The sequence below is a fragment of the Pseudoalteromonas sp. SG45-5 genome (assembly GCF_014164085.1).
In the GTDB taxonomy this organism is placed as follows: Bacteria; Pseudomonadota; Gammaproteobacteria; order Enterobacterales; family Alteromonadaceae; genus Pseudoalteromonas; species Pseudoalteromonas aliena.
In genome coordinates this window covers 45,066-71,439 of the sequence record NZ_JACJEM010000010.1, presented here as the reverse complement: position 1 = coordinate 71,439, position 26,374 = coordinate 45,066, and the positions used below count along the sequence as shown (strand labels likewise).

Below are 26,374 nucleotides of genomic sequence, written 5' to 3'. Positions count from 1 at the left end.
TAGAAAAAGGAGGACAGATTTACATCTGCCCTCCTTTTTATTTTGTAGAATAGATAAGTTCTATATTCACTATTTTACTGCGATTTAGCGTTATTTTATACCGTTGGTAGAGCTTTTTATCTTCTTCAGTTAATATCAGCACCATGTTCAATTGGTAACGCCTTTCTACCGCCTGTTTAGATATTTTATTACTGTCTAAATGATAGAGCTTACCCTCACCCCGTTTTAAATAACGGGCAAACGGTGCAAGGTTAAAATGTAATGTTTGTTGTAGTGTATCGTAACCTGGTAAAAATTCTTTTGCGCTAACACGCGTTTCACTTGCAAAATGCAACCACTGCGCGGCTTGTTTATTTTGCTGACGACGTTTTGAAAAAATAGCTTTTACTTCTTTAGGAATTTTTTTAAAGCGCGTATATTCAAGCCAGATAAACTGGCTCGCCACCTTATCTTTAGTAATACTGTTTTTAAAACTAAATCGCCATTTGGGACGCCCTTGCACGATTGCCCGCCAAATCACCCGTGTAATATCTTCTTTAAATATTTCCCGTAATCCATAAATGACCCCTAGAATCAAAATAAGTGTTGCGGTTACTTCGGTAAAACTAGAACGTGCATTTAATATCACCACCATCACAAAAGCCATTATAACCGCCGTGACAGTGCCTTTGACCAAACGTTTTAGGTAGCTATTCAGAAAACGAGTTTGTCGCTGTAATATAACGCCATGCTCAATTAAGCGTTGTAACAAGCGCATCTTATTCGTTATTCGATTAGCATCTTGCATGGTTGTTTCTGAGTTGTAGTTTTTTTCAGCGCGGTACGTATTTTCATTTTTACAAAACTGCAGTAAATCATTACGTTCTTTTGCATAATCGCTGCTACGTGGGCCTTCATCTAGAAGCTTTAAAAAAGATTGCTCAACATGCCAACTTAAATAGTTATCTGCATTGGTAAAAAATGGCAGTAACTTTTCATCATCTGGCGTATACCGACGCAGCTTTTTTAAAAGCCCCTCACTTTGTTCATACACTTCGTTAGCACGTTTGTAAAAGTCTTCTGCTTCGTCAATTTTTAAGGCATCTTTTATATCAGCATCGAGTGCTAAACGCACTTGGTAGCAAAATAAATTAAGGTTTTGCCGATAATCTTGCTGCTCGCCTTTGTTTTTACTCACAAAACGGCTTCGTACTAACGGCAAATGTATATTATTGGCGTTATAGGCTAAATGCGATTTAAAGTGGTTATTAAAATAAGATTCTTCAGAAAGCGTCTGCGGGTTGATCCCCATTTCATTCGGGATCGAAAAGTACAGATCAATACGCTGCTCAGCGCGAGGATTTAGCTCTGGTTCAATGACAAAAGATAAGTTTTCGTCTTGTTTTAACAATCAGTTCTCCTTAGCCGATTTGGTTAATTTTGGGGACTACTCTAACGCTGGAGAAATTGCGCTATATTTTAGAAACTTAAGTGTACTTGCCTACTCAGCTTTGTTCAATAAAAAAGGCCCAGTAAATACTGAGCCTCAATAAGATTAATCTGCTAGTTAAAGCTTAATGTTTACACCAGCAAATAAACGACGGCCAAGTACATCATATGTATATGGGTCAGTATTTGCAGAGTAATTACCAGTGTAGTAAGGAGGTTGCTTATCAAACATATTGTTGATACCAGCAGACACAGTAACTACATCGTTAATCATGTAAGAACCACTAATATCATGATACACAACTGATGGTGTAGTCGGTGCAATACATTTACTTTGATCAAGTCGACAAGTAAAGCTGTCCATGCCAGCAACATAGCGTGCTTCGTAAGTTGCATCCCACGTGTCACCACTGACAGTTACGTGAAGGTTAGACTTAAGATCAGCATAGCCACCTTTACCGTTTGTAATATAACCTTGATAGTCAATTACCGCGCCAGTATCAACAACATATTCATCTAAATAAGTTGTATCAAGGCCTGTTTTCCACGCTAAACCTAACGCATCAAATGAATACTTTAAGTTTAAATCTATGCCTGATGTTTTTTCTGAGCCTATGTTACGCAACTGGTTGTTGAACACGATACGGCCATCAGTACGTATCAACGCACCAGTGTTTTCACACAATGTAGTCCCAGTACCATTAGGGTTAATACACTGATCGACAACAAATTGACTTGTGTAAGTACTGATAGCATTTTCAATTTCAATATCGTAGTAATCTAACGTCATTGAAAAACCGTCAAGCCATTGTGGCTCATAAACAACACCAAATGTTAACGTATCGGCTTCTTCAGGTGTTAAAGCAGCATTGCCACCCACAGTTACTTCAGCTTGATCGTCTGCACCTGGGAAAGTTACACCATCATAAGAAATGGCTTTACCTGAGTATAACTCATCAACTGTTGGAGCACGGAAAGCTGTTGAACGTACTGCACGCATCATTAACTCATCGGTAGCGCGCCAAGTTAAGCCCAATTTCCACGTATTATCTGAACCAAATGTACTGTAATCAAAGGCACGGATTGCAGCGCTTAACTCAACACTGTCAGCGAATGGTGCATTTGCTAGCAATGGTATTGCAAATTCAACATACGCTTCGTCTACATTAAAACCACCACTTGTTGGATCTACGCGAGGGTCGTTTCCTAAACCTTGAGCAGCAATTGAATCAGGATCCTCCCACGCTTTTTCTTGGCGATGCTCAATACCGGCAGCAAACGCAGCATAACCTGCTGGTAGTTCAAACATTTCACCAGAAAGAGAACCTGAAACGATAAACAACTGGCTTCCACCAGATTCTTGTTCTTTATAAATGTATTGACTTACGTTTGATTGAACCCAGTCAGCTTCATTTAAAGGGTTAAAGTTACCTGCCTCAACATCCGCTTTCAAAGCTGAAACGTTATGCAGGTTACTTGTTTTACTTACAGAGTCATTTCGACCAAAGTTAGCAGAAAGATCCCACGAGTAATCGTTAATAACACCTTCTGCACCTACAACGATACGCACTGTATCCACTGTTTGAGTGTAGTTACGTGTACCACTTTCGCTCATACGACGACGGTAGCTGATTGGATCGCCAGCTGCATAATTTGTTGCAGTTGTTACGTAATCACCCTTTGCATCTTTTACAAATGCATTATTAGCAACTTGACGTTTATCAAAAGTTTGACCTAAAAGGCTGTTGCCCATAGTGCTTGGATCATAAGCAAACTTAAAATTAATTGGTTGTGGTGCTAACTGTTGCTCTGACCAGCGTTTTGTATAGGTAAACTCACTAAAAAAACTTGTGTCGTCAGATAACTCATAAGTACCAAGTCCTGTAATATTTAATCGGTTCATCGGCGTATACAAGTAACTACTGCGAGCATAGTTGTATGAATCATTTTCAGCTGAATAACGGTGTAACCCGCCTAAACCGCTTAAACCACTATCGTCAGCTATACCGGTTTGTTCAATTTCACCTTTTTTATTTAAAATACCAGCAGTTAAACTGTTTTGAATATGGCCGCCTTCACTAAATGAAGAACCTCCACAATAAAAACCGTTACTCCCCTCTTCAATTGGGCAATCTGAAAAACCTCTGTTAGCTTGGCTTGCTTCGCCACGATTTGTGTACTGCGCACCAAAAACAATATTACCTTTATCGAATGAAGTACCTACTGTGAAGTCAATAGAGTTCTCAGTCGCATCATGCTTTGATGTCATTGCAGAATTGACGTTTAAATCAAGGCCTTCAAAATCATTTTTTAGAATAATATTTACAACACCAGCAACGGCATCTGTACCGTATACAGCTGAAGCGCCATCTTTAAGTACTTCAATTTGCTTGATCATAGAAACTGGAATTGTATTTAAATCAACAGTAGACGCTGCACCAGTTCCTGAGTTGATCATACGACGTCCGTTCACAAGTACTAATGTACGCTGCGAACCTAAACCACGTAAGTTGATAGATGCGTTACCGCCAGAGCCGTTATTTACGCCTGGGTTGGTCATTGCGCCGCCAGTAGCGGTCATTTGTTGAAGTACGCTATCAACAGATGTTGCACCAGATGCTCTTATTTCATCTGCGCCAATGAGTGTTACTGGGCTAGCAGTTTCCATATCTGAACGCTTAATACGAGAACCCGTAACTTGAATTTTTTCGATTGATTTTACAGCTTCATCAGCAGCTAAAACTTGTACACTTGAGAACATTGGAATTGCTGCAATTACAGCTAAGCCAAGAGTTGATTTTTTCATGAAAGAACCCTACTTGTTGGAAATTTACCAATATTGGTAACACTCACTTTTATAAGATTGGTGAGCTGGGCAGGCAACTTAGGCCCAGTTAACTGAATGAAAACTTAATAGCAGGTTGATTTTTGACAGTGGATAATAGGAATGAAACATTCAAGGTACAAAGGTTATAACTTGTTTCATTGTAAACTAAAAAATACAGATAAAAATCAATAAATTAAACAGACTTTGATACAATTAAAAAACAGGTGAAACCAATATGATGTAGTTTGTAATTATATGTAATCACACAAGAAATAAGCTTAGCAAAAGCAAATTAACAAGTTGATCACAGCACATTATTAAAAGCGCAAAACTAAATGTTAATTACTAACTATATTTATGCGGTTATTGTGAGCAATTTTAACGGTTTAACTCACTTTACATATTTACTAGAGAGGCCTATGTTGTGTTTACTGAATAACTCGAATATCCAACAGCAAAGCGCACTTCATAAAAAGACTGGAAAGTGTATGGTGATCGAACGCAATAATCGCTCGTATCAATCTAGGGCATAGATTGGTATTAGTAATTTACATAAAAAGGGTAATGGAGTGTTTTTTCAACTGAGGTGGTTTTATTTACGAAGGTAAGTTCTAAGTTCCAAAGCATGTTTTTTTCAGCGCATATACCCACCATAGTTTCGCTTTGCCAACTATCGCCGTATTGCTTAAATTGTTGGGGTATATAGCCCATATACATAGTAATACCTTTTAGTTTGGCATTTGTAATGTGTAACCCGCTAGGCAGTTTGCTAAAAATTGTAAAGGGGGTTTCGGGCGAAGGAGAGGCGTCACTTAGCCATATTTTAACACCACTTGGGAAAGTACAGGGTAAATTAGCATCGCATGCCTCTGTACTTTCGAGCAAAACCTCATTGTTTTCAGAAAAATCGCATGCTGTTAATAACAAAGTCAGTACTAAAAATACGGGTGATCTGTATCCAAGCATAATAATCTCGCTGTAAATAAAAGCGAATCTTAATAATCGGGTCTATAAATAACAAGTAGTAATGTTACGCTTAGTCAAAATATGGCACAAACTGTGTCAAAAAATAAACAACAAACTCACAAAGTTTGATTGATGTCATAATATTACGTAATTGAACTATCTTTTTTAGGTCAAAAAATTTATCATTTCACCCGCAAAAATTAAGGGTTTCTCGAGTTTGTTTTCTGAAGCATTCATGCTTTGAACGTTTTAGGTAACATGCTTGTGAAGTAATAGTAGGCCCCACTTTTTATCGGTGGGTAATTCATTTCTAAACGCATTTATTGCAGCGGAAGCCAGAAAATGAGCCAAACAGTAGCATCACAAACTGAGTATAACTATAAAGTTGTACGCCAATTCGCTATTATGACAGTGATTTGGGGCATCGTTGGCATGAGTATTGGGGTTCTGATTGCTGCCCAATTAGCTTGGCCAGCACTTAACTTTGATACACCATGGTTAACTTACTCTCGACTACGTCCGTTACACACGAACGCAGTAATTTTCGCATTTGGTACCAGTGCACTTTTTGCGACATCTTATTATGTCGTTCAACGTACTTGTCAAACGCGTCTTTTCTCAGACAAACTCGCCGCCATTTCATTTTGGGGCTGGCAGCTCGTTATTGTATTAGCTGTAATAACGCTACCACTAGGTATTACTAGCTCTAAAGAATATGCAGAACTTGAATGGCCAATCGATATTTTAATCGCTGTGGTTTGGATTATTTATGCGATTGTATTCTTTGGTACTTTAATCAAGCGTAAAGTGTCGCATATCTATGTTGCTAACTGGTTCTACGCTGGCTTTATTATCACTGTTGCTGTGCTTCACATTGTAAACAGCATGGCAGTGCCGGTATCGTTAACTAAATCGTACTCAATCTATGCAGGTGCGGTAGATGCGATGGTTCAGTGGTGGTACGGACATAATGCGGTAGGTTTCCTACTAACGGCTGGTTTCTTGGGTATGATGTATTACTTTGTACCAAAGCAAGCAGGTCGTCCAGTTTACTCATACCGTTTATCGGTTGTTCACTTTTGGGCGTTAATTTCATTATACATCTGGGCAGGTCCTCATCACCTTCACTACACTGCACTTCCTGATTGGACGCAAAGTTTAGGTATGGTTATGTCTATTATCTTATTCGTACCGTCTTGGGGTGGTATGATCAACGGTATTATGACACTGTCTGGTGCGTGGCATAAACTACGTACTGACCCTGTATTACGTTTCTTAGTTGTTTCATTATCTTTCTACGGTATGTCTACGTTTGAAGGTCCAATGATGGCAATTAAATCTGTAAATGCATTATCTCACTACACAGATTGGACAATCGGCCACGTACACTCAGGTGCACTAGGTTGGGTTGCGATGATTTCAATTGGTGCTATTTACCATCTGATCCCTGCGTTATTCGCACAAGGTCGTATGTATAGCGTTAAATTGGTTAATACTCATTTTTGGTTACACACTGTCGGTGTTGTTTTATACATTGTTGCAATGTGGATCTCTGGTGTAATGCAAGGTCTAATGTGGCGTGCAGTAAATGCTGACGGTACATTAATGTACAGCTTTGTGCAGTCTTTAGAAGCGTCGCATCCTTTCTATATCATGCGTTTTGCTGGCGGTGTATTCATCGTAGCAGGCATGTTAGTTATGGCTTATAACGTTTTCCGTACAATTTCAGCTGAGAAAGAATCTCTGAAGTTAGACGCGCAAGCACAATTAGCATAACGGAGTGAGATGATGAGCAATAAAAATTCACAAAACAAACATGAGATAGTAGAAAAGAACGTTGGCCTAATGGCTATACTGACTGTTTTTGCTATCAGCTTTGGTGCACTAGTTGAAATTACTCCGCTAATGTTCCAAGACGATACAACTAAGCCGGTAGAAGGCTTACGCCCTCTAAATGCTTTAGAAATGGAAGGCCGAGATATATACGTGCGTGAAGGGTGTTACAACTGTCATTCACAAATGATCCGTCCTTTTCGTGATGAAGTTGAGCGTTATGGTCACTACTCTGTAGCAGGCGAATCAGTATGGGATCACCCTTTCCAATGGGGTTCTAAACGAACTGGTCCTGATTTAGCACGCGTTGGTAAACGTTACTCGGACGATTGGCATTATGCTCATTTAGTGGACCCACGGGCTGTGGTTCCTGAGTCTAACATGCCAGGTTTTCCTTGGTTAGCAGAGGATAAGGTAGATACTAGCCTGACTCTGAAAAAACTACAAATTTTCCGTGATACTTTTGCTATTAACCCAGAAAACCCTAAACACCCGGGTTTAGGTTATGGCAGCGACGAAGAGCTTCAAGCTGATGTTGAGAAGGTTAACGCTATGAATAACGGCGAAGGCGCAACTGAAATGCAAGCCCTAATCGCGTATTTACAGCAACTTGGCACTCACTTGAAGTAAAAAATTATGGATTACGGAACATACAGAGGCATTTTGACTCTGGTAATTTTAGTATTGTTTATTGTGATTGTTGTATGGGCATACAGCAAGCGTAGCAAAACTCGTTTTGATAGCGCTGCTAATGCCATTTTTGAAGATGAAAAAAAACATAACAACACACTCTCTAACGAGGAAAAGGAGTCTGAAAAATGACTAGCTTTTGGAGTATTTGGGTTATTGTATTAACCCTTGCATGCTTATTCATCATCTTTGGCTTACTAGTTTGGAACTTAAAAAACTATACTGGCGTAAAAGAAGGTGAAAGCTGTGGACATGAATTTGACGGCATTGAAGAGTTAAATAACCCACTACCAAAATGGTGGACTTACATGTTCTTCGCTACTTTTATTTGGTCTGTATATTACCTTGCAGCTTACCCAGGTTTAGGCAACTGGGAAGGATTAGGTAAATGGACTAGCTCTAATCAAGGTATTACTACTTTAGCGGAATCTAAAGAAGCAATAGCGAAAGCGAAGGAAGAGGGTCGCTTTGTAAAGCTTGATAAAGAGTACGAAGCAGCAGAAGAGCGTTTTGGTCCTATTTTCAACCGACTAGCACAAGTGCCAGTTTTAGATTTAGTTAATTCTAAGTTTGAAGGTGACGCAGCGCAGCAAGTTGCACTTGAAAACGGTGACAAACATGAACAAACAGATGGTCAACTAGCCATCGAAATTGGTCAGCGTTTATTCTCACAAAACTGTGCGCAATGTCATGGTTCTGATGCGCGTGGTGGCACTGGCTTCCCTAACCTAACTGATAAAGATTGGTTATATGGCGGTACACCAGACAAAATTAGAGAAACACTCTTACTTGGTCGTATTGCAGCAATGCCAGCTTGGGGCCCAGCCCTTGGCGAGCAAGGTATTAAAGAAATGACAGCACATGTGCTGAGCCTTTCTGGTCGTACCGTTAACCAAAAAGATGCAGCAGCAGGCGAAGCAAAATTTGCAATGTGCGCCGCATGTCACGGTGCTGACGGTAAAGGGTCGGTTGCACATAACCTGCCATTTGGCGCGCCAAACCTGACTGATAACATTTGGTTATATGGTGGCTCTCAACGCGCTGTTGAAGAAACACTCAACCACGGCCGTGCCGGTGTAATGCCAGCATGGAAAGACATTTTAGGTGAAGATAAAATTCACTTATTAACTGCCTATGTTTACAGTTTATCGCAAGATAAATAAGCACGCGGTTAATAAAATGTTTATAAATTAATTTATTTAATTCAATAGATTAATCCAGATCAAAAAAGCCTCCACTGTGAGGCTTTTTTTTAGTCTTTTACGTATAATTCCTATAAAATAGCCTTTCCTAAACTAATTTTAGAGACACTATGCAACCTACTCCGTGGTATAAAAATTTTTGGCCTTGGTTTTTAATCTTTTTCCCATTAGCAGCCATTATTGGCTGTATTAGCTTATTTATTACTGCAATAGGTAACGGCCCAGACATGGTTGTTGATGACTACTACAAAAAAGGTAAAGCAATAAATTTAGAGCTTAGTAAGTTTGAAAAAGCAAAAGCACTTTACCTACATGGCGAATTAAATGTCACTAACGAGCGCGTAAGTTTCAAATTTACAAAAGGCGACAGCAGTAATGTGCATGCATTAAAACTCTCGTTTTATCATCGCACTATAAAAGCACATGACTTTGAAGCCATGCTTACTCCAAATGCAAACCAAGAATTCACGGCATTACTGAATGATTTTACACAAGGTGCCTACTCAGTATTTATTGAGCCCGTAGATGGTAGCTGGAAACTAAAAGAAAATATTATTTTACCAACTGAACAAACCGTTTTAGTTACTCCTAACTATAAGTAGTCCTGACTATGTCTAACTCTTGCTTTCATTGCCTTGAGAGTGTGCCAAACGGATTTAGTGCAAGCGTTATCATTGATGATAAAGCACAGCCAATGTGTTGCATTGGCTGTCAAGCCGTTGCGCAAAATATCGTTGATCAAGGTATGACTGATTATTATAAGTACCGCACAGTTCGTGCTGGTAAGGTCGAACAGCTAGTACCTGAGCAACTCGCATTTATAAAAAGTTATGACAACGAAGATATTCAAGATGAGTTTATAGCCACAAACGATAGTATTTCAGAGGTATTATTAAGTGTTGAAGGCATAACTTGTGCAGCCTGTGCATGGCTCATCGAAAAACAATTATTAAATTTAAACACAGTAAAACGGGTTGATGTAAATACATCAACAAATCGCGCAATGATCCAGTGGGATAAAACCAGCACCCCATTGAGTGAAATTATTACTTCCTTAGCCAAAATTGGTTATAAAGCCTACCCATTTCAATCAGATATTGAAGCGCAGCAAAAGCAACAAACTGCCAAAGCCTATATTCGCCGTTTAGGTGTTGCAGGTTTGATGACCATGCAAGTCATGATGTTTGCATTTGCCATGTACTTTGGCATGTTCTCAGGCATGGATAGTAACTTTGAGCAATATTTCAGGTGGATCAGTTTAGTCCTTGCTTCCCCTGTGATTCTGTACAGTGCACTTCCCTTTTTAACTAATGCCATTAATGGTTTAAAGTCTAAACAGCTCAACATGGACTTACCCGTGTCGCTCGCTATTTTTGGTGCGTATGGCGCCAGTTGCTACGCCACATTTATGGAAGTGGGCGAAGTCTATTTTGAATCGGTATGTATGTTTACCTTTTTACTATTACTTGGGAAATACCTTGAATTTAGAGCGCGTTTAAAAGCCAGTGAATTTACCGCTAACCTACAAAAATTATTGCCATTAACAGCGCGCACAATTAATGATAACGGTGAAGAGCTTATAATTGCGGCTAAAAAGCTAAAGCTTAATGACATAGTGCTAATTAAAGCCGGTGAAACAATTCCTGCTGATGGTGAACTTGTTAAAGGTAAAACTACCGTTGATGAGTCAATGATGACAGGGGAGCATCAACCAGTGACTAAATTTGTTGGTCACAATGTCTATGCTGGATGCGTTAATCACGACGGCGTTATTGAAATAAAAATCAATAAAATTGGTCAAAACACGCTGCTCAACCAAATTATACGCTTGCAACATAATGCACTCACTAAGCGCCCTAAATTAGTCGAAATTACTGATAAAGTAGCACAGTGGTTTATTGCCTCTTTACTTATATTTGCTTCAATTACTGCTATTGGTTGGTACCAAATAGCACCTGAGCATGCCTTTTGGATCACTATTTCTGTTTTAGTTGCTACCTGCCCATGTGCCCTGAGTTTAGCCATACCAACCGCACTTACATGCGCGGTTGCAACCTTGACCCGTAAAGGCGTATTAATAAAACAAGCGCATGTGCTCGAAACACTCTCACAAATAACCTTATTTGCGTTTGATAAAACAGGCACACTCACCCAAGGTAAATTTAGCCTTGATGCCGTGGACATACTCGATAAACAATACACAAAAGGCCAAATTTTAGAAATAGCGGCTATGTTAGAAAGCTACTCGGAGCACCCTATTGCCAGTGCTTTTAACGAATTTACACCAGCTCAACGCACTTTTGTCGATGTTGAAATTCACCCTGGGTTAGGTATTAGCGCGCAAGATGATATGAATCATTACGCAATAGGTAAAAGTGGCTGGTTTGATAGTAAAAAAACCAATGCACAAGCGAGCTTATATATAAACAAACACGTAGTCGCACGTTTTTACTTTGTTGATAAAATTAAAAAAGATGCCAAGCAACTTGTAGACTCACTGCAATCACAAAAGTTGACATGCCACATGTTAACTGGCGATGCATCTGATGCAGGGCAAAAAATTGCTAAGCAGCTTAAGCTTAACAGTGTGCAATCTGGATGCTCGCCACAGGATAAACAAACAGCCGTTGAGCAATGGGCTTCGCAAAACGAAGTCGTTGCAATGGTAGGTGATGGCGTGAACGACAGCCCTGTATTTGCCAGTGCGCATTTATCTATTGCGATGGAGACAGGCGCTGATATATCAAAAAACAGTGCCGATGTAGTGCTCCTTAATAGCGATTTAGCTTCAATCGATCACTTACTTAATGTTGCCAAACAAACAAGACGGATTATTAAGCAAAACCTTGCGCTGTCTTTATTGTACAATGGTTCGATATTACCGCTTGCTGCATTGGGCCTAGTTGCTCCGTGGATGGCTGTCATTGGCATGTCTGCCAGCTCAATTATTGTGATCTGTAATTCACTAAGGCTATTAAAGTTATGAGCATAATTTACATTTTGATCCCCATTGCTATTTTATTTGTCATTATTGCCATTGGTGTCTTTTTTTGGGCTGTAAAAAGCGAGCAGTTTTCTGATTTAAACAAGCAAGGCCACAGTATTTTGTTCGAAGACGACAAAGAGCAGCATAACAAAAGCAATGATTGACCCTCTTTATACCAGTGCATTTTTAATGGGCCTCATTGGTAGCGGCCATTGCATTGCTATGTGCGGCGGTATAGCTAGTTCATTGCAGTTAGCCAGCGACAAGCGTAAAACATTCACTTACTCATTAGCGTATAATATCGGTCGTGCACTAAGTTACATGATTGCGGGCGCGCTAGTTGCAGGAATTAGTAGCCAATTTGCCAAGCAAAATACATCTTTTTCTTTAATACTTTCATTTATTGCTGCCATTTTTATGTTACTTGTAGGCGTTTATATAATGCGTCTAGGGCCCACTTTACAATGGTTAGAAAAAATTGGAAAAACTTTAATATGGCAGCATATTGTTAAGCTTAATAAATATTTAATGCCAATAAACTCCCCTTTTAAAGCTTTAGGTTATGGTGCTTTATGGGGCTGGCTGCCTTGTGGTCTGGTATACTCAGCCTTAACTTGGGCCATGACCAGCCCAAGCGCATTAGATGGCGCTTTAGTTATGTTATGTTTTGCCTTGGGCACTTTTCCAGCAATGATCACATTAGGTGTTACCGCGCAAAAGCTAAACACACTAATTAACCATCCTTGGACCCGAATTGTATTAGGCAGCGTTATAATTTGGTATGGTATCTACTTATTGATTATTGCAACCGACAAGCTGGTACTTTAATCTAGACAACGTCGTGAATAAAAATTAAAACGGATTAAATTATGGATTTCTCTCAAAGTCGCGCTAAAGGTAATTGTGCTATTAGCTGTAATAACTGCAGTATTAGTCAATTGTGTTTGCCATTTTCACTTAATGGCCAAGAAATGGATAAGCTTGACGAAATCATTGAACGAAAGAAACCACTTCACAAAGGCGACTACTTATTTGAATCTGGTGCACCTTTAAAAGCTATTTATGCAGTACGCTCAGGCTCATTTAAATCATATACATTATCAGAGCAAGGCGATGAGCAAATTACTGGCTTCCATCTAGCGGGCGATCTTGTTGGCTTTGATGCAATAAATAAAATGATACACCCAAGCTTTTCACAAGCATTAGAAACATCTATGGTGTGCGAAATTCCATTTGATACCCTCGATGAACTATCTGGTAGATTACCAAAACTACGCCAACAAATAATGCGCTTAATGAGCAGTGAGATTACATACGATCAAGAAATGCTGTTATTACTCAATAAAAAATCAGCTGAAGAGCGCTTAGCAAGTTTTATTTATAACCTTTCGGAACGTTTTGGTGAGCGTGGTTTTTCGCGTAAAGAATTTAGATTTACCATGACACGCGGAGAGATTGGTAACTATTTAGGTCTAACCGTTGAAACTATAAGCCGTTTACTGAGCCGTTTTCAAAAAGCCGATTTAATAAAAGTAGAAGGCAAGTTCATTACTATTTTAGACAATAATGCACTCGCTAAAACAGCCGCAATAGTAAAGCCTTGTTAAAAAACACCTCCCAAAAAATCACTACTTTATTCGTAATTAGAGTGTAATTATTGCAATTACACTTCCCCTCAACTAATACTTTAGAAGTGAACTTATACAAATCAGTATAAGTATGAAAACTATTTAACAATATGAAAACTGCGATCTAATTCAGTGTAATTATCCTTGTAGTGCGTTTTCATTTATACCAATCTGCTTATATATGGGGTCTATTTAATGTTAAGAAAATTACGCTAGAACTAGGCAAAAATTTTTGTATCTAGTTGTTCTAAATAAAAAATTTTTAACGACGTTATAATGCAATTTAATTCGTTAAATTGGTCAAAGATTTATGCAGTTTGGTATTAGCCATATTGCAATCCTTATCATAGTTATAAACTTCTATTTATTAACAATATAAAAGGAATAACCTATGCCTAATATTTTATATTTCCTGTTTATCTTCTCTTTAAGTATCTTCAGTAGTCAAGCATCAAGTTCAATGTTACCTGATGATAATATTGATGACTCCCAAGCATTAAAAGAGTTAATTTTAAACACTGCGGAAAATAACGAGTTAGTGATAGAGCAACCAGGTATTTATGATATTTGCTCAGCCATCATTTTTAGAAATATTAGTAATATCGTTATTTCTGCGCAAAAAGGGGTAGTACTAAGAAAGTGTGAAAAATTTGACGGTGAATATATTTTAGCTTTTTATAACTCGCGCTTTATCACTATTGAAGGCTTCACCTTTGAAGGGTTAACAAAAGACACTGTTAATTATGTGTGGGGTGAGCAAGGCATACTCTTTGCTGGTTCTTCTGATATATCGGTACGTGATAATCAGTTTTTTAACTTTGGGGATGCCGCAATCAGAGCAACCTCTTCTCATTTATCTTCTTATGATGCGCCAATTAATTCTTTTAGAGTCAAAATTACCAATAATTACTTTGAAAATATCACGCAAGTTACCACCACTCACCCTTGGAATAATAACTTTGGTGGTACGCATGATATTACTGTTGAAAATAATATTTTTGAAGGTTTAAAAGGCTCTTTAAAATTTGCTTCCGTAAAGCCAGTGTCAAAGGGGCTAATAAAATATAATACATTTAAAAATACCAAAGGGACTGCAATTGAGCTGACCTATTATTCCGATGTTAAAATAATTGCGAATACGTTTGTAGATACAGATAAATTTATACTCAATGCCTACCCAAATAAGCCAAGCAGCGTGACAACACCATTTAATTGGGGAAATATATATTTTACGCACAACAGTATTATACGTTCTAAAGGGGGGATCAGAATACAGTCTGATGTCACAAATGAGCTCATTGACGATAAATACGTCAGAGGTATTTATATCAATAATAATCACTTTCTCAATATTGATATGACTGTTTACCCTGAAAAAAAATACTGGGATCTAATTAACTTATTCTCTCGTGGTGGGAAAAGCTATGTATTTTCTACAATTAAGAACAATACTTATAACTTACTCCCAGAAGTAAACTTTGTGAAAAAAACGAGTGGATTTATCGAGAAAAATAATACATTACTCACACCTAAAAGTGATTAGGGCGTGTCGACCTTTCGTGATTGGTTTTGGTTTAAATTAACTTTCAGTCTATTTTATAGCCATTTTAGGTTATTAATTTTTAATAACCTTGGATAAAAAATTTCTTGATTTAGAACAACAATTTTTATGCTATTCCTTTAACTGTCTTGTATTTAAGTTACACTAAAATACACCTGTTCAGTAAATGGAGTAGCACATGGACACTATTAAACGTATTATTGCAATAATCGACCCTACCAAAGACGACCAACATGGTTTGGCGCGTTCAATCGACTTAGCTAAAAAATCTGGCGCAAGTATTACCGCTTTTATGACCGTTTACGATTTTTCTTACGAGATGACGACAATGCTCTCAGGAGATGAACGTGAAGCAATGCGAAAAGCCGTTATTAAAGACCGTGAACTATGGCTAAACGATCTGGTCTCTCCTTATCAAGACCTTGATATTGAAACCCAAGTTGTGTGGCATAATCGCCCTTACGAAGCCATTATCAACACTGTTATTGAGCAGCAATATGATCTCGTTATAAAAAGCACACATCAACATGGCGCACTTAAGTCGGTTATTTTTACTCCTACTGACTGGCACTTAGTGCGAAAATGCCCTACTCCTGTATTGTTTGTGAAAGAAATGGCATGGCCTGCACACGGTAATATTTTGGCAGCTGTAAATGCTGTTAGTGAAAACGAGCAGCATATGGCGCTTAACAAACGCATTATTAAAGATGCGCAATTTCTATGTGAACTCGCCAATGCCAAGCTCAATTTAGTTAACGCCTACCCTGCAACCCCAATTAATATAGCCATTGAAATTCCTGAGTTTAATCCAGGGCTTTATAATGAGTCAGTTAAAAAACACCATATTGATTCAACCAATGAGCTTGCCGCTGAGTTTAATTTACGCCAAGAACAATGTTTTATTGAAGAAGGCTTACCTGAGGATGTAATTCCTGATGTAGCTAAGCGATTAAATAGCGAGTTAGTCGTTATTGGCACTGTTGGCCGCACGGGTTTAAGCGCAGCGCTTGTAGGTAACACCGCAGAGCATGTAATTGATAGCTTAGATTGCGATGTACTTGCACTAAAACCCGATGGTTACGTGAGCCCGATGGCAAAAAAGCGGGATTAATACCAAACTGCATAAACCTTTTAGCAGGTAACAACCCGCATGCTACTTGCTAAAAATACCTTGTTTAATTTCTTTTTTAATTACACCCTAAACTCGCATATTCAGGTGGTTTGGGTATAATACGCCCCTTTATTTTTAGCAAATAACTTTGCTGTATTGTTTTACTAGGGGGCGTAATTGTCACATTCAGATCAAGCTAAAGCTCAATTTAACTTAAATAAGCTGCAAAAGCGTTTACGTCGCCAAACTGGTCAAGCCGTTATGGACTTCAATATGATTGAAGAAGGCGACCGTATAATGGTATGCCTTTCTGGCGGTAAAGACAGCTACACAATGCTTGAAATGCTTCAGCATTTAAAACGTGTAGCACCGATAAAGTTTGATCTTGTTGTTGTAAACCTCGATCAAAAGCAACCAGGCTTTCCTGAGCATGTTTTACCCCAGTACCTTGATAAACTAAATGTTGAATACAAAATTGTAGAAGAAGATACCTACAGTATTGTTACCGATATTATTCCTGAAGGTAAAACAACCTGTTCACTTTGCTCTCGCTTACGTCGTGGTATTTTATACCGCACAGCAAAAGAATTAGGCGCGACTAAAATTGCGCTTGGCCATCATCGCGACGACATGATTGAAACCCTATTTTTAAACATGTTTTACGGCGGTAAGCTAAAAAGTATGCCAGCTAAACTGATGAGCGATAATGGCGAGCACATGGTTATTCGCCCACTTGCATACTGTAGAGAAACCGATATAGCTCAATACGCATTTGCACAAGGCTACCCAATTATTCCGTGTAATTTATGTGGCTCACAAGAAAACCTACAGCGAAAACACACAAAAGCCATGCTTGCTAAATGGGATACCGATCATCCAGGTCGTATCGAGAGTATTTTTACCGCGATGCAAAATGTAGTGCCTTCGCATTTAGCTGATGCCGAACTATTTGATTTTAAAAACTTACAAACAGGCGACGTTATTGACGGTGGCGATATTGCCCTTGATAAACCCGATATTCCTAAAGTCCCTGTTAATAGCGAATTTGATGAATCAAAAGTTCCTGACGTAGTAACTATCAATCTAAGCTAACTATCGTTACGGGTTTGTATGGATATACAAACCCGTCATATTTGCCAACTCGAGCTTACTCTTTATTTTACCCCTGTGCTAAACCTTGTAAAAACTCTAAACTTAATTTTTCTTGTGCATTTGCCTGATATGGTAATTGCTGCAAACTATCATAGGCAAAATCAGTGATCTCAAAATAGCTAATTTCACTGCTGCCAAAACTATTTTGCTCGCCTGGGCTTGGCGACATTCTTTCGATGACAAAATCGCTTAGACGCATAGTTGTTATACCTTGCGGTAACACTGACCAATGCGATTTTAAATCAAGTAATTGATTACCTTCAGTCAGACGCTCTTTTGCAACCAAATGGGCAAGCGGCGTATTCCCATCATATAAATTAGCTCGAACACGGTATAAACCGCTTTTTATAACGTTTAAATTAGCAGGCACAATCATATTGTCATTCTGTGCATACGCTTTATTAAAGCCTGTTAACGTTGCACTTGGTGCCATGTATTGAATTTCAGCCACAGCAGGGACTTTTTTACCCGCAATATCTGCTTGAACAAACAGTTGTATATTTCGAGGGTAACTTTCCTCCCCCTTAAACGTTATAATTGCTTCGCCTTCACGTGCACTGCCTTTATGCGTACTAATTACTTCTTTCGTATCGGTATTGGAAAGTTCAACCACTACCTTGCCTAAACTCTGTGCATTTACATTGACAACTATGTCTTGTGGGTATGTAAAGCGATACTGTTTAAGGCTAACGGTAAGCGCTGCGCCACTTTCATCAATAGGACTCGATATAGGGTAAAACTGATTTGGTTTTAAGCGGTCTTCATCCAAAGCGCTTATCGGCTGAGAGTATGGCGGAAACTTTAGCGCATTTTCGTATTGCATTGCTACCAGATCAGCTGCTTGCGATAAATTATCATCAAAAATAACGTGTTGTTTTGACGCTTGAGCTGGCTTTTTATTTTTAGGTAAATCGATAGGGATAACTTTAACTGGCTGTGTAGCTAGCGTACTTTGCATTTTTTTTACCGGTAACGCAGTATGCTCAACCGACTTATTAGACACATTTTTATTCGTAAACCACAGCGCAAATAAAGTAACGCTAACAATTAAAGCTATCGCATAAAATTTTTTCATCGTTTATGTCTTTATCCTTTATAAAACATGAGGCTTTGTACCAATTCGCTTAATTAAATAATTTATTTTGAGGTAAGCAAACCGTGTCGATAACAAGGCAAATTTTTAACGCCGTTAGCACCTGGTTTAATCCCTCAAGTTGATTACGTATTATTGCAAATTGGTATTATCTTTAATCACACACTTTTTTGCTTTTATAATTAGTGTGTGCTCATCAGATAAAAGCTCAATAAAACGTTAAACAATATTATTGAGCCATTTAACTCGTTAAAATAAACTTAATAAAATTGAGAGTAAATCACGGGATCACGTTATAAATAAGCGCTGATGCACTCACGTTATTTGAATCCTTGACGTAACGGTACTCTTTTTTCCAAAACCAACTCCCCGTTGTTTTATCAAATGTCTTAAAGCCTATATTGTTGTCTTCTACATTTACATTATTCATCGCAATGGTTACATTGCCTTTTCGTTGCGCATTATGAATGTCGCTATGATTGTAGCTTTTACTCATCATTATTGGGTAGTGATTCGGCATAAAACTAGTCACAGCATTTCCTTGTGACTTTAAATGACCATCTGTATCAATATTACCACTGCAGCTACCAAACGATTTTGCCGCACTCGCGCCACACGATGAATGCGATGCAACAACCGAATCATCATTTCCTTTTAAAAAACCACCCGTTAAACCCAAATAAGCATTTCCGTCGGCAACAAAACGTAAACGCGGTGTGCGTGCATCTGGAAACGGTGAAATTTTACGCGCATTATTTACTTTTAAATCGTGTAGAACACCTACAGCTTCAGTAACCTCGCCCCCAAGCCACCATTTGAGTGCAGCATCAACCGCAAAGTTCCATGATGCCCCAGTTAATGCACTTACAGCAACATCAGCCAATTCACTTCCGCCACCAGCACCTGCTAAATCGAACGTAGCAACAATATTAAGTGGTTTTAAACCTGCATTTTCCAGCCAGTTTTCTTGGTTATCTATAATATGGCGAGCAATTAAATCCCCTGTTGAATGGGTTACAAACACACAACCTTGCTCACACAAGTTAGACTGTGACATTTGCTTTAATTTAGGCCACACCCAATCAGTGGCTATCTTTCCTTCCACCCTTTCATAAGCGGGCCAATCAATTCGCTCATCCGCACGGCTATTCCAATATGATTGCCAATATGTTTCACCATCATTAACAACATCACTCCCCGACTTATTCACTATTTGTGATACCTGTAAACCATGAATAAGTACAATTTTGTAGTCTTTACTCGCGGCAGAAAAGCTCATAAGCATAGCCAGTCCTGCGCCAAGTAAATGGCTGGCTTTTATTAGCCCTAATGTGCGCTTTTTATTGTTCATACCATTCCTTAATGTTGTGTGTTCAGTGTTTTTTATTATTTAAGGTATTCGTGTATAACCTGCGCAAACGTGTTAGTTCACACCTTCATCAGTATTAGGATCAAACAACAAAATTGCAACATTTTATTATCATTAAACCTGTTCTAAAATTAAATTCACTTATAAACAAGTAATTAAAAAGATATCGTTGTGATATTTGAAATTATAACGAGGAAGTATCAGTAACTAACCTGAACTTTGGTTAAGAGGTTTACCAACGTATTGAATTATGGAGATATTTAAATTTATTTTCTCAAGCCAGAGATTTTCAGTGAAAACAAGGCGAATCTTCGCGTCAATAGCGGGCCTATTGCAAGTAAATTCAACGCAGTTAACGCTGGAAATAGCTGCTCGAGATAGATTTATTATCCAGAGTTCAGGTTAACTAATAAGGCAAGGCTTGTATAAGTGTGGTGGCACAGTAAGTCACTTTAAGTAGCCGTTTTGGGGATGTTTATTCTTTGAGGTCTTTTAAAGGCCGCATTGAGCGAATTAAAGACGTGATAACAACAGTCACAACCCGACCCGATATATGTTGAGCTGCTGCATGGTATTGTTAGCAAATGCAAAGTCGGGGATCGTATCCACTAAACTTGCACCTGATTTTAAAGCAATGTTAATGCTAGCTACATTTTGTTCTAAGCATCTAAACTCAATGACCTTAGCGTTTGTATTTTTGAGTATGCTTGGCACTCTGGCGATTACTTGACTGATAATACCATTTCCTTGTGCATCACTACTTAACCAATAACCAAGTTCCGCTACATTTAACTCAGGGCAAATAGACTTAACTGCAAAAATACCACTCAGATTATCTTTAAAATAAATCTTAAACCACCACGAACCATTAAGCCCGCTGTTTACTCTGTCAGATACATATTTTTTAGCCGATTCAATATTGTTTACCCCTTCTACCCAAGGCAAAAACTGTCCTAAACTTGCTCGACTTAAATTAACAACCCTTAAAATATCCGCCGCATCGCTCTCCAATAAAGGAGATAGTTTGATGTGTTCTGCAATTTGGATATGCAAGTGTTCTTCCTTGTGAGTATTAATTTTATAGTTGTAAGTTTAAAACCAAAGCTCACTATTAAGTAGCCCCAAACTCATTTAACGGCTGAATAACCTTTGAGCTATTAAAAAGATACAGAAAAGTATTGCTCTAGGGCAACGCTTTTAGATGAAATCGCTAATAAACTAAATAATCGACCAAGAAGGATATTATACTATTTAACTCCTAGTTATATGATCAAAGACCATGTTGCACTGACCACTTGATATCACCGTACATTATTTAGTATCTAAGGATGACTGTCTTGTTTATTACTTAACATTTTTAGTAGGCCAAAACGGTAAGATTAAAAACCTGTATGATAAATTTAAACAAAAATCACCATCAAGTAGTGTTGGACTATTTGGCGACAGAGTAAGTTAGCTACTAGAAATAAAATACAAAAAAGCGTTGCTCAAGGGCAACGCTTTTTGACAAACTAAGAAAAAATTTTTATTAATATACTGCATCTCTAAAAGTACAGCGTGGTTCACTATTTACAAAGTCTGAAAATAAAATAGAACAATCGAGAAAAAATCGCCCAGGCCCTCTAGCACTTATATCAATTACTAACTGCAGACCATCTTTTGTAAACTTAACATTTTCATACGAAATAGCACTTACATCTTCTCTCGCATCAGTCACTTCGCCTATTTCGTCAGTAAAGCTACAAAATTCTCTGCCATTTGATTCACCTAGCTTTATTTTAAAACAAGGATAGTCTTCTGTGTTATAGCTAAAGTAAGTAACCTTCAGCTCTTGGTATTCACCTTCGATCATAACTGAAGGTTTCAAGCCGGCTTTCTCCTCATTTACTACAGCCATACAAGCAATGAAAGGGAAGAATAATGGTAATAGAAGTAAGCTTTTTAATTTATTCATGGGGTTACTCCAAGAGGAATTAATGAAGCGAATTTACTTCTCATATTAAAACGCTCAACGGGGACCTGAGCCCATTTAGAACGATCATTCATAAGCATTTTAATATTGCTTATATCTCCTTTCGAAAGAGGTTCTTGTAAAAATGATCTTGTTTGAGGCGAGTAGTCACCCCGGTATTTCAAATCAACAAATAATTCTAAAACTGATTTTGGTATTAAATTAAAATCAACCGTACCATATTTTTTTACTGTATCTCCTTTATTACAAATGCGCTTTACTTCAGACTCTTCATATGAATATGCAATATTAAAAAGAGCAAGTTGCACTGGGGCTGTAATTTGAAAGTCAAGAAGATCATTTTCTACAATAAATCGCTCAGCATTTGTACCCGATAAACGTGCGCCTTTACTTAATTTCTGAGCATAAAATAATGAAAGGCCAGCTTTTACAAGTTCTGTTTGAACTCGAGTTGAAGATTTCCCTTTCATATCATAGCCTCGCCCGAGCGTTAATCCAGATTTGGAGCTCGGAACATGGAGAATACGGCTATGAAAGAGACCGCCTTCTTTACCTTCAGAGTCCCAAGTTAAGCCCCCTCTAGTTGGCGAGGTTATAGAACTTAATCTAAAACTATTTTTTAAATTGCTTACAAGCACCTTAAAGGTTCTTTGATTACTAGATACAAGCCCATCGGGGATTCCCATTCTAACTACATTTTTTTGAAAATCATTTAGTAGGGACAGACTATCAGCATCAAATGTATTATTCATCTGAAGAGGTTTTTTACAAGCTCCCCTTGCATAAACATTGAGTAAAGCTTTAATTAAATAAATATCTACAGACGAATTTTTTCCTTTATCTCCAACTGAACCTGTCATTTTAAGTGAAATCATCATTACTCCTTTAATTATAAATTTGCATACTTTTAAGCCCAATTGATTTTTACATAACTATGAACTTTAGGCTATCAAATCATCTTAATAAGATCTTAAACCTTGGGTAAAAACAAAATTTAAAAACCAAAGGGATCAAACCTTGACCTCACACATCATGATTAATTAACATCAGCTTTTGCTATTTTCGATCATTGTGTAACACAGAGCTCCGAGATAAGTTGCTAATGACTATTATCGTTGGGTTTCGCTACGCTCTACCCAACCTACGAGTTTGTCTTAAATTTTTACGCAGACGAAAATGGCGTTGCCTGAGCGCTGTGTCCATGGGGTTATTTTGTCGTAGTCATGTTCAAATATGTGGACTTCGAAGTACGGCTTTAGGGCTTCTTTAAGCTCGGTATAACTAAAAGCCACCATTGGGTGCTCGTCGTGCCATACAAGTGTTTTGTCTGCGGTGGTTTTTTCGATGCTGAGTTTTAAAGAAACCAGAGGGGTCAAATCTTGACTTCATACATCATAATTAATTAGCTGTTTATATTCGCCGAAACTCAAATAAGTTACTGTGTCGGATGGCGCTTCGCTTATCCGACCTACGTTTTCAAATATATAATGCGGGGTTATTGGGTGTGGGTATTGGGGGTTCGTTGGGTTTCGCTGCGCTCTACCCAACCTACGTGTTCAACTTAAATTTTTACGCAGACAAAAATGGCGTTGCCTGAGCGCTCTGCCCATGGGGTTATTTTGTCGTAGTCATGTTCAAATATGTGAATTTCGAAGTACGGCTTTAGGGCTTCTTTAAGCTCGGTATAACTAAAAGCCACCATTGGGTGCTCGTCGTGCCACACGAATGTTTTGTCTGCAGTGGTTTTTTCTATGCTTAGTTTTAATAACTGTTTGCTACCGCTGCCACTGTAGTGCCAACCAGAGCGAAATGTGAATACGCTATTTTCGCTTGTTGCTGTGTGCTCTACAAATGAATCGCTGTCGATTTTGTTTTTATCAACTGTATTAAAGCAAAGTATCCCACCCACGTTTAATGCATTATGTACACTGGCAAGGCACTCTTTTAACTTATTAATGCCATCGCAGTAATGGATTGAATACAAAAAGCAGGTAATTAAATCCAAGTGCTCAGTTACCTTAAATTCACTCATGTTTTGCAATGAAAATTGTGCTTCTGGGCAACGAATTTTTGCTTTATCGAGCATTGGCTGGTTTAAATCAAGCCCACTACTTTGATAGCCGTTATCAATAAAGTGGCGTACATGCGGGCCGGTGCCACATGCTAAATCGAGATGGGTATTTCCGCTATTACCAAAAATTTGGTGCAGCCTGTGAATAGAATTGCTCTGGGCTTGATAATCTATATCTGCGCACATTAAGTCGTAGTAATCAGAAAGGTCGGTGTAAAGCGCGTTTGCGGACATATAGGCCTAGTGGTAAGTAGTAGAATATTTTTAAGTCGCGCATAGTAAACTAGTTATGGCTATTAGCGAAGAAGATATGAGTTTTAGGGTTGTCGGATGGCGCTTCGCTTATCCGACCTACGTACTATAACTTTAAGCTGGCTTTAACTAATTCCTAAATACTTATGTACTTGTATTGATAGGCGCCAGTTTTTAGCAATACAGGTGTCGATTGCGAGTTTAGTTGCTGATACTTTTTGGCTAATTGGCTGTAAATAAACAAGCTTTGGGTTAACGCCTGTTTTAGCAAATAACTCTTCTAGCTCTTCTACGTGCTTTTGCATAGCAACGGGGTGTTTAATCTCGTTTGCACGCTTCATCGCGCTGGTAAGTACTTCATAGCCGCCGCGCATATTAATTTTTGGTGATACTGTTACCCATGTTTGCTCTGGTGCGAGTATTTCAAACGTGCCGCTTGTTTCTATTTGCGTACTAAAACCGTTCTCATGTAATAAGTTACACACTGGGTTTAAGTCGAACATACATGGCTCGCCGCCGGTAATTACAACATGCTTTGCGGTATACCCACGCGATTGGAACAAGGCTAAAATTTGCTCTGCACTGGCGTAAGCCCAATGATCTGAGTCGGCCTTTTTTTCTACGGTTTCATCCAGCGATACTTTATATACATTATCAACATCCCACGTTTGCTTGGTGTCGCACCAAGAGCAACCTACAGGGCAACCTTGCAGACGTAAAAATATTGAGGGTGTGCCAGTAAAGCTAGCTTCACCTTGAATGGTTTCAAACACTTCATTAATTTTGTACAAAAGAGATCTCACTTACTACCTAGCAGCCAAATTGCTACTATTAAAAAACCAAAAAGCGCTGTGCAAAAATTGTTATTTAAGCTGCGGCCGTGTAGTATATCGCGCCCTGATATAAACCTCTATTAAAACTAAGAGCAAAACAGATATGACGCAAAAAGTAGTTGTTATTTATTCCGGCGGTATGGACTCATTTACCGTATTAAATAAAGCCCTGCAACAAGGCCATGATGTATATGCCCTTTCATTTGACTATGGTCAGCGTCATGTAAAAGAGCTTAAAGTGGCAGCAAGTGTGTGTGAAAAACTAAACGTTCCACACAAAATTGTTGATATTTCGGCGATTAACCAACTTATTGGTGGCTCATCACTTACTGATGACATTGATGTGCCTGAAGGCCATTACGAAGAAGAGAGCATGAAAAGTACGATTGTACCTAATCGTAATATGATTTTGCTCTCGCTTGCTGTTGGTTACGCGGTATCACTTAAAGCTAGCCAAGTTTATTACGGCGCTCATTCTGGGGATCATGCTATTTACCCTGACTGCCGTCCTGAATTTGTGCAAAAAATGGATGATGTGTGTCGTATTGCTAACTACGATGCTGTAGAAATTTTTAGCCCGTATTTAAATAATACTAAAATTGGTATTTTAACAGACGGTATTGAAATGGGTTTAGATTACAGCCAAACGTGGACTTGTTATAACGGCCGTGAAAAGGCCTGTGGTAAATGTGGCGCGTGCCAAGAACGCCTTGAAGCATTTGCACTAAATAACATTACAGACCCGTTAGAATACGAATAAGCCGCAATTAATTAGTAATACAATTGCTGCAAACAAAAAAAGGCTATCATCGATAGCCTTTTTTTGTTTGTCAGGTTTTAAGTAACTGGTATTGATTACAACCAGCGTTTTACGCGCGCTTTATAAGCGGTAAACTCTTCGCCAAATAATTTAGTGAGCGCGCGTTCCTCTGGAATTATTTGAAAAAGCGTTAAATACGCAATAAATCCAACAATACAAAGCATTGCCCACAACGAGCATAACCAAATACCCCACCCCGTTAAAATAAATGCAAAACCGACATACATTGGGTTACGCGAAATTTTATAAATGCCGCTAGTAATAAGTTTTGACGCTCGTTCAGGTTTATTAGGGTTTACCGTGGTATTTGCTATTTTAAAACTCGCCACACCCGCGATACAAAACGCACACCCAATAATGACCAAACTTGCCGCTAAGTAGGTAATAAATGCGGTGAAATCAATAACACTGTAATGCGCAATAAGCGCCATTATGCCTGCAAAAAACAGCACAACAATAACGGGGGGGATTTTATTATTTAACATAGCAACTCACTGTATTGACAAAAGTATGTTTATTATATGGTGGCTATGCAGCCATTAAACAATATCTTAAGTGTATAAATGATGAACGCTAATTA

The 26,374-nt window shown here is 38.4% G+C and carries 24 protein-coding genes and 2 pseudogenes; 14 read left to right on the top strand and 12 right to left on the bottom strand.

Annotated elements, in window-relative coordinates; all coding sequences use genetic code 11:
* Positions 1-37: 37 nt before the first annotated feature.
* From H5119_RS04800 to H5119_RS04790, 3 genes are all read right to left on the bottom strand, one after another.
* The gene (locus tag H5119_RS04800) at positions 38-1,390 is read right to left on the bottom strand and encodes a hypothetical protein (RefSeq protein WP_077538295.1); all 1,353 of its coding nucleotides are present in this window, start codon (positions 1,388-1,390) and stop codon (positions 38-40) included.
* Positions 1,391-1,546: 156 nt separating this feature from the next.
* On the bottom strand, positions 1,547-4,234 hold the full coding sequence (locus tag H5119_RS04795) for a TonB-dependent receptor (protein ID WP_182701400.1): 2,688 nt from the start codon (positions 4,232-4,234) through the stop codon (positions 1,547-1,549).
* A 561-nt stretch (positions 4,235-4,795) separates the two neighbouring features.
* Positions 4,796-5,221 (bottom strand): hypothetical protein, encoded by a 426-nt coding sequence (locus tag H5119_RS04790; RefSeq protein ID WP_182701399.1) that lies wholly within the window; start codon positions 5,219-5,221, stop codon positions 4,796-4,798.
* Between the two features lie 342 nt (positions 5,222-5,563).
* On the opposite strand from H5119_RS04790, the gene ccoN reads away from it, so the two are divergent.
* The 12 genes from ccoN (at position 5,564) to ttcA (ending at position 17,324) form a co-directional block, all read left to right on the top strand.
* Positions 5,564-6,997 carry a cytochrome-c oxidase, cbb3-type subunit I gene (ccoN, locus tag H5119_RS04785; RefSeq protein ID WP_182701398.1) on the top strand — a complete coding sequence of 478 codons (1,434 nt, stop codon included), beginning with the start codon at positions 5,564-5,566 and terminating at the stop codon, positions 6,995-6,997.
* A 12-nt stretch (positions 6,998-7,009) separates the two neighbouring features.
* Positions 7,010-7,684, top strand: coding sequence for a cytochrome-c oxidase, cbb3-type subunit II (ccoO, locus tag H5119_RS04780; RefSeq protein ID WP_182701397.1), 675 nt, complete (start codon positions 7,010-7,012; stop codon positions 7,682-7,684).
* 6 nt (positions 7,685-7,690) lie between these two features.
* Positions 7,691-7,876 (top strand): cbb3-type cytochrome c oxidase subunit 3, encoded by a 186-nt coding sequence (locus tag H5119_RS04775; protein ID WP_182701396.1) that lies wholly within the window; start codon positions 7,691-7,693, stop codon positions 7,874-7,876.
* On the top strand, positions 7,873-8,907 hold the full coding sequence (gene ccoP / locus H5119_RS04770; protein WP_182701395.1) for a cytochrome-c oxidase, cbb3-type subunit III: 1,035 nt from the start codon (positions 7,873-7,875) through the stop codon (positions 8,905-8,907). The genes H5119_RS04775 and ccoP overlap by 4 nt, the downstream gene beginning before the upstream one ends.
* Before the next feature lie 149 nt (positions 8,908-9,056).
* Positions 9,057-9,548: a FixH family protein gene (locus tag H5119_RS04765; protein WP_182701394.1), complete on the top strand. Its 492-nt coding sequence runs from the start codon at positions 9,057-9,059 to the stop codon at positions 9,546-9,548.
* 8 nt (positions 9,549-9,556) lie between these two features.
* Positions 9,557-11,932, top strand: coding sequence for a heavy metal translocating P-type ATPase (locus H5119_RS04760; protein ID WP_182701393.1), 2,376 nt, complete (start codon positions 9,557-9,559; stop codon positions 11,930-11,932).
* Complete coding sequence (gene ccoS, locus H5119_RS04755; RefSeq protein ID WP_002963071.1) at positions 11,929-12,096, top strand: cbb3-type cytochrome oxidase assembly protein CcoS; 168 nt, start codon at positions 11,929-11,931, stop codon at positions 12,094-12,096. Before H5119_RS04760 ends, ccoS begins: the two co-directional genes overlap by 4 nt.
* Positions 12,089-12,760, top strand: a complete 672-nt coding sequence (locus H5119_RS04750) for a sulfite exporter TauE/SafE family protein (protein WP_077538303.1) — start codon at positions 12,089-12,091, stop codon at positions 12,758-12,760. Before ccoS ends, H5119_RS04750 begins: the two co-directional genes overlap by 8 nt.
* A gap of 41 nt (positions 12,761-12,801) precedes the next feature.
* Positions 12,802-13,539 (top strand): FNR family transcription factor, encoded by a 738-nt coding sequence (locus H5119_RS04745; protein WP_077538304.1) that lies wholly within the window; start codon positions 12,802-12,804, stop codon positions 13,537-13,539.
* Positions 13,540-13,951: 412 nt separating this feature from the next.
* Positions 13,952-15,103 carry a right-handed parallel beta-helix repeat-containing protein gene (locus tag H5119_RS04740; protein ID WP_182701392.1) on the top strand — a complete coding sequence of 384 codons (1,152 nt, stop codon included), beginning with the start codon at positions 13,952-13,954 and terminating at the stop codon, positions 15,101-15,103.
* A 196-nt stretch (positions 15,104-15,299) separates the two neighbouring features.
* Positions 15,300-16,232: a universal stress protein UspE gene (gene uspE, locus H5119_RS04735; RefSeq protein WP_138584747.1), complete on the top strand. Its 933-nt coding sequence runs from the start codon at positions 15,300-15,302 to the stop codon at positions 16,230-16,232.
* Positions 16,233-16,409: 177 nt separating this feature from the next.
* Positions 16,410-17,324, top strand: coding sequence for a tRNA 2-thiocytidine(32) synthetase TtcA (ttcA, locus tag H5119_RS04730; RefSeq protein ID WP_182701391.1), 915 nt, complete (start codon positions 16,410-16,412; stop codon positions 17,322-17,324).
* Between the two features lie 67 nt (positions 17,325-17,391).
* Here ttcA and H5119_RS04725 read toward each other — a convergent pair whose 3' ends face one another.
* The 3 genes from H5119_RS04725 to H5119_RS04715 form a co-directional block, all read right to left on the bottom strand.
* Positions 17,392-18,459, bottom strand: coding sequence for a hypothetical protein (locus H5119_RS04725; RefSeq protein WP_182701390.1), 1,068 nt, complete (start codon positions 18,457-18,459; stop codon positions 17,392-17,394).
* A 298-nt stretch (positions 18,460-18,757) separates the two neighbouring features.
* Positions 18,758-19,828: a hypothetical protein gene (locus H5119_RS04720; protein ID WP_182701389.1), complete on the bottom strand. Its 1,071-nt coding sequence runs from the start codon at positions 19,826-19,828 to the stop codon at positions 18,758-18,760.
* A 552-nt stretch (positions 19,829-20,380) separates the two neighbouring features.
* Positions 20,381-20,899 (bottom strand): GNAT family N-acetyltransferase, encoded by a 519-nt coding sequence (locus H5119_RS04715; protein WP_182701388.1) that lies wholly within the window; start codon positions 20,897-20,899, stop codon positions 20,381-20,383.
* Between the two features lie 286 nt (positions 20,900-21,185).
* On the opposite strand from H5119_RS04715, the pseudogene H5119_RS20765 reads away from it, so the two are divergent.
* Positions 21,186-21,297: pseudogene (locus tag H5119_RS20765) on the top strand (thioredoxin-dependent thiol peroxidase); the annotation flags it as partial.
* Between the two features lie 77 nt (positions 21,298-21,374).
* Here the strand turns inward: H5119_RS20765 and H5119_RS04710 are convergent.
* From H5119_RS04710 to queE, 5 genes and pseudogenes are all read right to left on the bottom strand, one after another.
* Positions 21,375-21,800, bottom strand: a complete 426-nt coding sequence (locus H5119_RS04710; protein ID WP_182701387.1) for a hypothetical protein — start codon at positions 21,798-21,800, stop codon at positions 21,375-21,377.
* Positions 21,797-22,696 (bottom strand): hypothetical protein, encoded by a 900-nt coding sequence (locus H5119_RS04705; RefSeq protein WP_182712962.1) that lies wholly within the window; start codon positions 22,694-22,696, stop codon positions 21,797-21,799. The genes H5119_RS04710 and H5119_RS04705 overlap by 4 nt, the downstream gene beginning before the upstream one ends.
* Before the next feature lie 276 nt (positions 22,697-22,972).
* Positions 22,973-23,176 (bottom strand): annotated as a pseudogene (locus H5119_RS04700) (SAM-dependent methyltransferase); the annotation flags it as partial.
* 203 nt (positions 23,177-23,379) lie between these two features.
* Positions 23,380-24,123, bottom strand: coding sequence for a class I SAM-dependent methyltransferase (locus H5119_RS04695; RefSeq protein ID WP_182701385.1), 744 nt, complete (start codon positions 24,121-24,123; stop codon positions 23,380-23,382).
* 143 nt (positions 24,124-24,266) lie between these two features.
* On the bottom strand, positions 24,267-24,932 hold the full coding sequence (gene queE, locus H5119_RS04690; protein ID WP_182701384.1) for a 7-carboxy-7-deazaguanine synthase QueE: 666 nt from the start codon (positions 24,930-24,932) through the stop codon (positions 24,267-24,269).
* Positions 24,933-25,077: 145 nt separating this feature from the next.
* On the opposite strand from queE, the gene queC reads away from it, so the two are divergent.
* A complete protein-coding gene (gene queC / locus H5119_RS04685; protein WP_002960416.1) occupies positions 25,078-25,734 on the top strand; it encodes a 7-cyano-7-deazaguanine synthase QueC in 657 nt (218 codons plus the stop codon).
* A 95-nt stretch (positions 25,735-25,829) separates the two neighbouring features.
* Here the strand turns inward: queC and H5119_RS04680 are convergent, their stop codons facing one another.
* On the bottom strand, positions 25,830-26,279 hold the full coding sequence (locus tag H5119_RS04680; RefSeq protein WP_182701383.1) for an isoprenylcysteine carboxylmethyltransferase family protein: 450 nt from the start codon (positions 26,277-26,279) through the stop codon (positions 25,830-25,832).
* Positions 26,280-26,374 lie beyond the last annotated feature (95 nt).